This window comes from uncultured Rothia sp., from assembly GCF_916049665.1.
Lineage (GTDB): Bacteria > Actinomycetota > Actinomycetes > Actinomycetales > Micrococcaceae > Rothia.
This window is the reverse complement of sequence record NZ_CAJZIE010000071.1, coordinates 1-10,315: the sequence shown is the minus strand read 5'-3', so window position 1 is coordinate 10,315 and position 10,315 is coordinate 1. Positions and strand designations below refer to the sequence as shown.

Genomic DNA, 10,315 nt, shown 5'->3' with positions numbered 1-10,315 from the left:
AAATAGATGCGAGCTATTGTCAGGTCTTCACCACCTGAAATACGAAGCGGAGCACGGTACGACGAATCCGGAAGCATGACGCTCCGATGGGCTCCGTGTAGCACGTGAAGAACGAGCAGTAGCGCGCACATTTCCACCATGAAAAGACGCATTGCATGAGTATTTATTCAGCGAAGCATCGTATTGTCACCGCAACCGTTTTGGTTGCGGGGCTTCAGTGCGGGCTTGTTGTACCCTCTGTCGCGACGGAGGCACCCGTCACGACGCACTCTGCCGTGCAGAAAACCACGACCCTGAACGCCACCCCGGATCAATCTGAACAGAACTCCGGGGGTCAGGGTGCCGCCTCCAAAATCACTATGAAGGCGCAGCTCAAGGATGGTGGCTACCTTCTGCGCTGGACAGGCTTCCCTGAGGGGCTGGAGGGTTCCAGCGTTCTGGTTGACGTGAACTTCTACACTCCTTCCGGTGAGTACGGCGGTTCCGTCCTGGAGAGCCCGACCCTGTCTGAAGGCACTAAGGAGGGGGAGTTCCGCCTCCTGATGAGCCCGGCGACGGACTCGAACGTCGTGTACGTGATCGTTCTGGAGGACACCGCGCACGGTGTCTCCTACGAATTCTTTGTGACCGAGCAGGGCAACCGCCTGGTCCAGACCGCTGATCCGCGCAACGGCAAGGCAAAGCCCACCGAACCGCCGGTCGATATTGAGCGTGAAGAAGCAGAAACCGGCGAGGCGACCACTCAGCCGACCCCCGAAGCGGTGAACCTGCCGTCGCCCACCGCTACGTCATTCACCGATACGAGTGATGGCACGGTTCGCCGTACCGTGGACAACCCGCAGAACCATGATTCTGGGCAGTACGTTATCTCCGAAGACAACAGCGTGTACGATCCGATGAACCAGAGGGATGGCAAGGCACACCTGTCCATTCAGGACTCGCAGGGCGACTCTCAGGATGACACGAAGCCCGTCACGGTCCGTGCCACGAACTTCCCCCAAAATGCCAAGGGCTACGACCTGATCGTCATGGAAATCGACTCCAACGGCAACACCGTGGGCGATGCGCTCGCCATTGTGCATGTTGGCCCGGAATCCATTTCTGCGGGCGCTTTCGAGGCTGTGATTGGCGTGCCCGGTGCGTCCCTGCAGATCGGTAGGACCTACTTGGTAGCGGCTTTTGACGCTTCCGGTGACGGCAACCTTCAACTCAATACGGTGCGTTTTACGGTGACCCAGGCGTCTGCTGAGAATGGCGGGTCGTCGTCCGATTCTTCGTCTAAGAGTGAGGGGAAGCCGGTTGCGGCTTCTTCCGCCTCTCCTGCGGCTGATGCCGATACTGCGGGCGCATCCGGTGGGAAGGCACCCGCCGCAGGTTCCAAGTCTAAGACCCGCGGAATTCAGGCCGACAGCGCTATGGCTCCGGGCACGAACGACGCCACGATTTCTGTTCCGCGCGCCGGCGACTCTGACACTGCGTCTTCTTCGGCGTTGGGGTACCGCACTGAGGAGGCGCAGCCTGTTGAAATGGTGACTCCCGAGTCTAATCTGCCTTCCGGCACCGATTCGGCGGCTCAGTCTCGCCGTGCCGCGATTCTGAATGGTTCCTCCTCGCAGGTGCGTACCGATCCCGGATCGCCGAATGGTGTGAAGGCGTCGGAGGCGCAGATTACCCGTAACATGGATAAGAGCTCGCCCCTTCTGCCGATTTTGGTGACCCTGGGTGGCGGCCTGATTCTTGGTGCCCTGGGCATGTCGCGTATGCACACCTCGAAGAAGGATTAGCGGCGGTAGGGCCGGGGGAGTAGCGGCCTCTGTTGACTGCTGAGGTGTGCTGGCGTGGGGTGGGTGTATTGCCCTGTCAGTGTGCTGTGAGGCGCTTTGTCACAAAACGGTTTCTTGGAACCTGATGTTGAGAAATACTCACGCTATCGATATAGTAAGCCTGTCCTAACAATGTCGATAGCATGGATACACACCAATGAAGATTTTCACATCTGGCACCCGCCTCTCCAAGGGAGCCTGCGCCCTCGCCGTCGCTGGCGCTGTCGCCCTACCTCTGGCACCCGTCCTCGCCGAGAACATTAATATCGCCGCACAGAATGTTGCCGCACAGAACGTCGCAGCAGGCGACCAGGCAAGCACCGGCGCATCCTTCGGCTGGGGCGTACGCGCCTCCTTCCTGTCCTACAACGGTATGCCCCGCGAAATGACCGACGGCGCAGCCTGGGATGCAACCGCAAAGCAGTTCACCTTCACCCCGACCTCCACCACCGTCTCCGAAGACGGCAAGCAGGTTACCCTGCAGGCTGCCGGCCGCCTCTGGTTCACCGGCCACTGCGCTGAAGGTCAGGACCCCGAAACCGGTTGTGCCCTGAACCTCACCTTCTCCAACCCCCGCGTGGAACTGAACCTCGCGGACGGCACCGGTTCCCTCTACATGACCGTGCGCACCAAGAACTACGCTTCCGGCAAGTTCGAGGGCCCCATGGAAGTCAAGATGGCGACCCTGAGCACTGGCACCGCCAAGCAGAGCGAGAAGGACGGCGTAGTTAGCATCAGCGGTATCTCCGCGAACCTGACCGCCGACGGTAACCACGCCTTCTCCGACTTCTACAACGAAGGCGCCAGCCTCGACCCGCTGAGCATCTCCTACACCGGTAACGCAGCCAACACCCCCAAGAGCGCCTACAGCGTCGCAGAGTCCTACAACACCGGCGCGGGCGTGAACCTGCCCCAGAACACCGCACGTCTGGGTAAGAACCACATCGTGCACGTGGCACCCCCGAGCTTCAGCGGCGACACCACCTACACCGTGCTGACCAGCTCCAACCTGAAGATGACCGACACCGGCGTCCTGAAGGCAATCAAGGGCGTTTTCGCTGTAGACGCTGACGGCAACCGCATGCTCGTCATCGGTAGTGAAACCAACAAGCCCGAGCTGTACACCGTGACCGCCGAAGGCAAGCTTGTATCCTCCGGCACCTACTCCGACGCAGACCTCGGCACCACCACCGTCAAGGCAATCGGCTACAACCCCGCCAACAACACCTGGGGTATCGTCAGCATTGACGGCCAGGGCGGCGGCAAGCTGACCATCATTGACGCATCCGGCAAGGCAACCTCGCAGGCTCTGCCGAAGCCCGATTCTATCGACCCGCAGGCCGTGAACGCCTACTCGGTCGACGAGTACTACGGCGACTCGTTCTCCACCAACACCGTGACCCTCGCGCCGCTGCCCGACGGCAGCTTCGTGTACGCGCCGTCGACCTCCATCTACGATGCGGCCGGCGAAAAGGTGGTTCAGAAGGGTCACCTGCTGCACATGAGCAGCAACGGCGTGTCCCTGGTTCCGAACTCTTCACCCGCAGGCTACGACACCGCCCTGCCCTCGACCCTGGTCAGCCCCAAGGGCTACATTTACCGTTGGAACAACTGGTACGGCGGTAAGGTGCAGATCCTCAAGTACGAGAACGGCACTTTCAGCGTGGTCCGCGAGTCCGCAACTCTTGAGGGCTTCGAGAAGACCGAGGTTGCCACCATGTTCCTGACCCGCGCGGGCAACGTGGTTGTGGTGGATGCTTCCGGCTCCCGCCTGGTGTTCATGGATGACACCCTGAACAAGGTGAACGAGGTCGTGCTCTCCTCGATGCGCAAGACCGACAAGAGCGGCGGCTACAACGCCCTCGAGCTGCCCAACGGCGATATTATCTACCCGACCAGCTTCGAGAACCCGAACACCTACGAGGATCAGCTGTGGCTGAACCGCCTGGCAGCAAACTCGGCACCGGAACAGACCCCGGCACCCGAGCCCACTAAGTCTGCTGAGCCGACCGTTGCTCCCACCGTAGCTCCGACCGTGGCACCGACTGCTGAGCCGACTGCCGCGCCTTCTGCTGAGCCTACCGTCACTGCGGAGCCGACTGTTGCTCCGACCGAGGCACCGACCGCAGAGCCCACTAAGTCTGCTGAGCCGACTGTTGCTCCCACCATGGCACCGACTGCAGAGCCCACCAAGACTGCAGAACCGACTGTTGCTCCGACCGAGGTTCCCTCTGCAACTGCAGAACCGACTGTGGAGCCTTCGGCAACCGCAGAGCCCACCGCGACCGCAGAACCTTCTGCAGAGCCGACCGTGGAGCCCTCCGCAACCGCTGAGCCCACCAAGACTGCAGAACCCACCGCAGTTCCTTCGGAAGAGCCCACCTCGCCGTCTCTGCCGACCGCGTCCGTGGCACCCAGCGCCTCCGTGGCTCCTTCTGCAACCCCGAGCGCTTCTGTGTCCCCGAGCGCATCAGTGAGCGCATCCCCGACCGCGGTTCCGAGCGTTCCCGCCGTGACCCCCTCGGTGAGCGCGTCTGCATCGGCGTCCGCTAGCGTGTCTGCATCTGCGAGTGCATCCGCGTCCGCGAGCGCATCCGCAAGCCAGTCGGCTTCCGCAAGCGAGTCTGCTTCTTCGAACGCAACCGCGAGCGAGTCTGCATCCGCCAGCGCGTCCGCATCTGAGAGCGCCACTGCCGATCAGAACGCTGCCGGCCACAAGGGCGGCTCCAACGGCGGTTCTGACGCTGGTTCCGGCACCTCAGACAACTTGGGTGTGAGCGGCTCCAACGGTGGTTCCTCTAACGGTGGTTCCTCCGTCGGTGGCGGTTCTTCCGCAGGTAGCTCCTCGACCTCCGGTAGCTCCTCCTCGAAGCTGGCGCAGACTGGCGCATCCGGCGCAATGTTCGCCGCAGCAGCCGGTGCCATCACCCTGGCGGCTGGTACCGCCCTGGTCGTGGCACGCCGCCGCAAGAGCTAAGATTTAGCCTTCGCGCAACACCCCGCTTCGCCACTCGTGTTCATGAGTGGGGAAGCGGGGTGTTCCTTTCATACAATGGAAATATGACTATTCTGAATGTAATCGCAACCTCGCACGGCACCGACTCCGCTGCTGGCCGCGAGGCTATCACGCTGATTCGTGAGCAGATTAAGTTCTTGCTCGCTCAGCGTAACGACGGCGTGGAGTACCGTGTCCACGCCGCATATGTGGATGTGGAATCTCCCAGCGTTGATGATGCCGCAGCCTCCCTGCCCAATGATGAGCCCTGCGTGATCGTGCCGATTCTGCTGTCGACCGGCTTCCACACTCAGGTGGATTTGCGCCGTGCCGCACGCAATAGCGGTATTGAGCGTATTAGCATTGGTGAGTCGCTGGGCCCGGATGCGCGCCTTGCCGCTCTGACTCGCGCTCGCCTGGAGGAAATTGGCTGGACTCCCGGCGATGGCCCTGTGGTTCAGGGTGCTGCGGGTTCTTCTCGTGCAGATGGTCGCGCGGATATGAGCCGTGCGGCTGAGCTGCTGGCTGAGGAGTTGCACGTTCCGGTGCATCACGGCTTCGTTGCCGCGATTGATCCGAAGTTCCACGAGGTTGTTGCCGAGCATCAGCCTAAATTTGCTGCGACCTACCTGCTGGCGGAGGGTTTCTTCTCCGGTAAGATGCGCCGTGACGCTGAGTCGACCGGTGTGCCGGTGAAGGTTGCCGCGCCGCTGGTGAACGCGCAGGGTGGTGCTTCTGCTGCCGTGGTGGCGGAGTGCTTTATTGACCGCATGGATGCGGCTATCGCCCAGCTGGACGCCGCCTAGCTGTTCGCCCAATTTAGTTTGGGGCTTCTAAAAGCACATACAAAAAACCTCGGGAGGTGATTCTCCCGAGGTTTTTTGTATGTAGCTGAAGTAGCTGAGTGCTTAGGCAGTCTTGAGGTAGACGTCGCCGTCGCGGACCTCTACGGGGTAGACCTTGATGGAGTAGGAGGGGTCGGAGACGCACTCGCCGGTGGTCAGGTCGTAGACCTCCTTGTAGAGGGGGGAGGTGATGGTGGGGTTGCCGTTCTTCTCGCCGACGATACCGCGTGCGAGGACCAGTGCCTGGCTGTGCGGGTCGAGGTGGTCGCCGGCGAAGATGCCGTGCTTGGTCTTGTAGATGGCGTACTGGTAGCCGTCGACCAGGGCGACTTCGCCCCAGTTTTCTTCGAGGTCAGATTCAGCGCAGATGCGTACCCAGTTCTCAGCCATGGGGGTTTCCTTTCGAAGTGGTGGTCTGCGCCGCGCGGGGTGCAGGACACAATAGCGGTTCGTGTGTTCTTTGTTTGGAGTTTACCTTATGAAACCCACATTTGGAAATGGGGCACGCGGAGGGTGCTAAAGGTTATTTTTACCCTAAAAGATGATCTCAAATTTTATAGATTAGCCTTACCTAAATTAGGTTTAGATAAGGTAAGAATACCCTATTCCAGCCCGGTATTCCGCGGATTTTTTGGAAAATTTTCCCAAAAAATACGGATTTTCGATACTTCGACCCCGCGCTAGAGTGTACGATAAAAGTCGTAGTTTAAAACGCCTTTTGACTGCCTGAAGAAAACAACATAATCCCACACAAAAATGTTTCGTAATTTTCAGATGCATTCTAAAGAAGCGGGCGCTCCAACTACTCGGTACGCATCAGGTACGAGCCCAACGGTACGGAAACTAGGAGTTCCAATGCGGGGCACGATCCAGTCGCACACTGAGGGTAGATAAGTGCCATGAACTACCTGCATTACAACTAGGAAGGAAAATCCATGTCGCACACCCCCCGCAACATTCTCGTTGTCGGCGCAGGCCCCGCTGCGTGGCGTTTTGTACGCGCGTACCACGAAGGCGCTGAAGCTGCCGGTCGCGCAGCGGACACCATCACCGTCCTCAACGATGAGCCCTACATCCCCTACGACCGCGTTGCTATCGAGAAGATTTTCAAGGACACCGAGAAGGACCTGACCCTCGGTGACCCCGAACTGTGGAATGCAGAGAACATCAACCTGGTCAACAACTGCCACGCAGAGAAGCTTGACCGCACCCGCCGCGTCGTCACCGACACCGAGGGCAACGAGTACCCCTACGACGTACTGGTCTTCGCGACCGGTTCCCGCGCGGTTCGTATCCCCATTCTTAACTCGGACGCCGCACACGTCTTCCGCACCATTGACGACGTGAAGAACATGGTCTCCGAGGTTAACCGCCTGCAGGACACCCTCGGCCGCGCACCCCGCGGTATTGTCGTCGGTGGCGGTCTGCTCGGCCTCGAAGCAGCTGAGGGTCTGAAGGACCTGGGCGCAGAGCCCACCATTCTGGATGTGGCTCCCTGGTTGCTCTCCGTTGAGGTTGACCAGGGCGGCGGTTACGCCGTGAATGCCCAGATTAAGGCAACCGGCATTGAGATTGAGACCGGCGTGTACATCTCCGGCATCAACAAGGATGCTGACGGCAACGTCGTCTCCGTCTCCATCGCAGATTCTCCCTCTGAGGATGCAGAAATCCGCACCCTGCCCGCCGACATGGTGGTCTTCGGTGCCGGTATCCGCCCCAACGACGAGCTGGCACGCGACGCTGACCTGGCACTGGGTGAGCGCGGCGGTATTCTCGTCAACGACGCATGCCACTCCTCCGACGAGCACATTTGGGCTATCGGTGAGGTCGCCTGCGTACTGGGCCGCACCTGGGGTCTGGTCGCACCGGCTAACGCTATGGCTGACGCTGTTGCAGCTAACCTGCTCAACGACAACGAAGAAGCTCAGGTTGAAGAGTTCGACATCGCAACCAAGCTGAAGTTCTCTGGCGTTCAGGTCGCTGGCTTCGGTGACCGCCGCGGCACCACCGAGGGTTGCCTCGAGGTTCTGTTCGCAGACCCCGCACGCGGCATGTACCAGAAGATCGTGACCAGCGGCGACGCAAAGACCCTGCTCGGTGGCGTGTTCGTCGGTGACACCGCTCCCTTCGACTCCCTCAAGCCCCTGCTTGGCCGCGAGCTGCCCGCTGAGCCGAACGTTTACCTGACCGCAGCTGGCGGCGGCGACGGCATCCCCGACACCGAACTGCCCGACGACGCAATCCTGTGTTCCTGCAACAACATCAGCTTCGGTGCTGTCCGCGAGGCAATCGTTGACGGCAACCACGATGTTGCGTCCCTGAAGTCCTGCACCACCGCGGGTACCCAGTGTGGTTCCTGTGTTCCGATGCTGCAGAAGACTTTGGAACAGCAGATGAAGAAGATGGGTCTGACCGTCTCCAAGGCACTGTGTGAGCACTTCGACTTCTCCCGTGCAGAGCTGGCTGAGGCTGTGCGTCTGACCAACCTGGACGACTTCGACTCCGTTCTGGCACGCTTCGGCCGCGGTGGCGACGGCTGTGCTATCTGTAAGCCGACCGTTGCATCGATTCTTTCCTCCTTCCGCAACTCCTACGTCCTGGACGCAGGCCGCGGTGGTATTCAGGAGACCAACGACCGCGCACTGGCGAACATGCAGAAGAACGGTACCTACTCCGTCGTTCCGCGTATTCCCGCAGGTGAGATTCCCGCTAAGAAGCTGGGTGTCATCGCTGAGGTTGCTGAAGAGTTCGGCCTGTACGTGAAGATTACCGGTGCGCAGCGTATCGGTATGTTCGGTGCTCGCCTGGAGCAGCTGCCCTACATTTGGGAGCGTCTGGTGGATGCCGGCTTCGAGTCCGGTCAGGCATACGGTAAGTCCCTGCGTAACGTGAAGTCCTGCATGGGTTCGACCTGGTGCCGCTTCGGTGTTCAGGACTCCACCGGTATGGCAATTCAGCTGGAGAACCGTTACCGCGGTCTGCGTTCCCCGCACAAGTTCAAGTTCGGCGTTTCCGGTTGTAACCGTGAATGTGCTGAGGCGCAGGGTAAGGACGTTGGTCTGATTGCAACCACCAACGGCTGGAACCTGTACTTGGGTGGTAACGGTGGTGCGAACCCCGCTCACGGTCGCCTCTTCGTCAAGGACGCCTCCAGCGAGGACATCATCCGCTACATCGACCGCTACCTGATGTACTACATCCGTACCGCAGACAAGCTGCAGCGTACCGCTCGCTGGCTCGAGGATCTGGATGAGGAGCACGGCGACGGTCTGGCACACCTGCAGTCCGTCCTCATTGAGGACTCCCTGGGCGTGTGCGAGGACCTGGAGCGCGACATGCAGCGTCACGTTGACTCCTACGAGGACGAATGGGCAGCAACCCTGCGTGACGAGCGCCGCCTGCGCCGCTTCCGTGCCTTCATCAACGAGCCCAACGGCAGCGACGAGGGTTCGCACCTGTACGTGCTGGAGCGCGAGCAGATTCGCCCCGCAACCCCCGAGGAAATTGCGGCGGCAGAAGCTGGCGAGTCCGACACCGTCCTGCTGACCGGTACCAAGATTCCCGTGGGTAAGCCCAGTGACCTCAACCCGGTCCCGGCAGCATAGTATGTGCCCGAAGATTCCTCCGTTCCCGCCCCGCGAGTTCGCCACTATCGACGAAGTACTCGCGGGCGGGGCGCCCGGGCACAGCCTGGACGATAGCGTGACGGAACGCGGCATTCTTCTGCCCGGCGAGCCTGCTGAGAACCCCGGCAAGGTCTACATTGTGGGTGGCGGCCCCGGTGCCGCTGACCTGCTGACCCTGCGTGCGGCACGTGCCCTGAGCGAGGCGGACGTGGTCCTTCTGGATCACCTCGCCCCGCAGGAGTACGGCGAGTACGCACCGAACGCCCTCATCGTTGATGTGGGCAAGGTTCCCGGTAAGCACGCTGTTCCGCAGTCCCGCATTCAGCAGCTCATGATTGATTACGCGCTCTCGGGTAAGACCGTGGTGCGTTTGAAGGGCGGCGACCCGTACGTGTACGGTCGCGGCGCTGAAGAGCTGGATGCGTGCATCGCCGCCGGCCTGGAGGCTGAGGTTATCCCCGGCATTACCAGCGCCATTGCGGTTCCTGCGCGTGCTGCGATTCCGGTGACCCTGCGTAAGGTATCCTCGATTTTCACCGTCATTTCTGGTCACTCCGGCCTGTCGGAGACCGAAGTGTCGGCGGTTGAGGCGACCCTGCGTGCCCAGGGCACCGTGGTGCTGCTGATGGGCGTTCGTACCCTGCCCGATACGGTGGCGTCTCTGCTCTCTCGTGGGATTGAGGCTGACACGCCGCTGGCAACCATTGAGAACGGTTTCTCTGAGAAGGAGCGCGTGACTGTCACGACCCTTGAGAACGCTCAGGTAGATTGCGCATCGGTTAAGGCGCCGGCTATTACCGTCATCGGTGAGGTCGTGCATTATGCTCGCGATAATCAGAACCGCTTTGTGAGCGAGGTTCACGAGCGTCTGCGTGAGCGTTCCACCTCCTAGAGGCGGTGCGCCAGATAGTATTGCACGGCCCCGCATCCTTGGTTTTCCTAGTTGCCAAGGGGCGGGGCTGTTGCTGTGCCGGGTTATATTGCTACGCCGGGAGCGCCGCGGAGCAAAAACAGCGGCACAAAAAC

6 protein-coding genes are annotated in these 10,315 nt (G+C 60.7%); 5 read left to right on the top strand and 1 reads right to left on the bottom strand.

The annotated features are described in order from the left end of the window. Positions 1-155 precede the first annotated feature (155 nt). From QZ540_RS07225 to QZ540_RS07215, 3 genes are all read left to right on the top strand, one after another. Positions 156-1,784 (top strand): enoyl-CoA hydratase, encoded by a 1,629-nt coding sequence (locus QZ540_RS07225; RefSeq protein ID WP_294628793.1) that lies wholly within the window; start codon positions 156-158, stop codon positions 1,782-1,784. A gap of 196 nt (positions 1,785-1,980) precedes the next feature. Further along, positions 1,981-4,800, top strand: a complete 2,820-nt coding sequence (locus QZ540_RS07220) for an HtaA domain-containing protein (RefSeq protein ID WP_294628791.1) — start codon at positions 1,981-1,983, stop codon at positions 4,798-4,800. A gap of 83 nt (positions 4,801-4,883) precedes the next feature. Further along, positions 4,884-5,624: a sirohydrochlorin chelatase gene (locus QZ540_RS07215; RefSeq protein ID WP_294628789.1), complete on the top strand. Its 741-nt coding sequence runs from the start codon at positions 4,884-4,886 to the stop codon at positions 5,622-5,624. Positions 5,625-5,726: 102 nt separating this feature from the next. On the opposite strand, the gene nirD is transcribed toward QZ540_RS07215, so the two are convergent. Continuing rightward, a complete protein-coding gene (nirD, locus tag QZ540_RS07210; protein ID WP_005505749.1) occupies positions 5,727-6,053 on the bottom strand; it encodes a nitrite reductase small subunit NirD in 327 nt (108 codons plus the stop codon). A 545-nt stretch (positions 6,054-6,598) separates the two neighbouring features. Between nirD and nirB the strand changes: the two genes are divergently transcribed. Both nirB and cobA read left to right on the top strand, forming a co-directional pair. Further along, positions 6,599-9,268 (top strand): nitrite reductase large subunit NirB, encoded by a 2,670-nt coding sequence (nirB, locus tag QZ540_RS07205; RefSeq protein ID WP_012903400.1) that lies wholly within the window; start codon positions 6,599-6,601, stop codon positions 9,266-9,268. 1 nt (position 9,269) lies between these two features. Next, the gene (gene cobA / locus QZ540_RS07200; protein WP_049352392.1) at positions 9,270-10,181 is read left to right on the top strand and encodes a uroporphyrinogen-III C-methyltransferase; all 912 of its coding nucleotides are present in this window, start codon (positions 9,270-9,272) and stop codon (positions 10,179-10,181) included. Positions 10,182-10,315 lie beyond the last annotated feature (134 nt).

What these genes read in the sequence shown, in the direction of transcription:
- QZ540_RS07225 (WP_294628793.1), top strand. Translation starts at nt 156, where the DNA reads ATGAGTATTTATTCAGCGAAGCATCGTATTGTCACCGCAACCGTTTTG.
- QZ540_RS07220 (WP_294628791.1), top strand. Translation starts at nt 1,981, where the DNA reads ATGAAGATTTTCACATCTGGCACCCGCCTCTCCAAGGGAGCCTGCGCC.
- QZ540_RS07215 (WP_294628789.1), top strand. Translation starts at nt 4,884, where the DNA reads ATGACTATTCTGAATGTAATCGCAACCTCGCACGGCACCGACTCCGCT.
- nirD (WP_005505749.1), bottom strand. Translation starts at nt 6,053, where the DNA reads ATGGCTGAGAACTGGGTACGCATCTGCGCTGAATCTGACCTCGAAGAA.
- nirB (WP_012903400.1), top strand. Translation starts at nt 6,599, where the DNA reads ATGTCGCACACCCCCCGCAACATTCTCGTTGTCGGCGCAGGCCCCGCT.
- cobA (WP_049352392.1), top strand. Translation starts at nt 9,270, where the DNA reads ATGTGCCCGAAGATTCCTCCGTTCCCGCCCCGCGAGTTCGCCACTATC.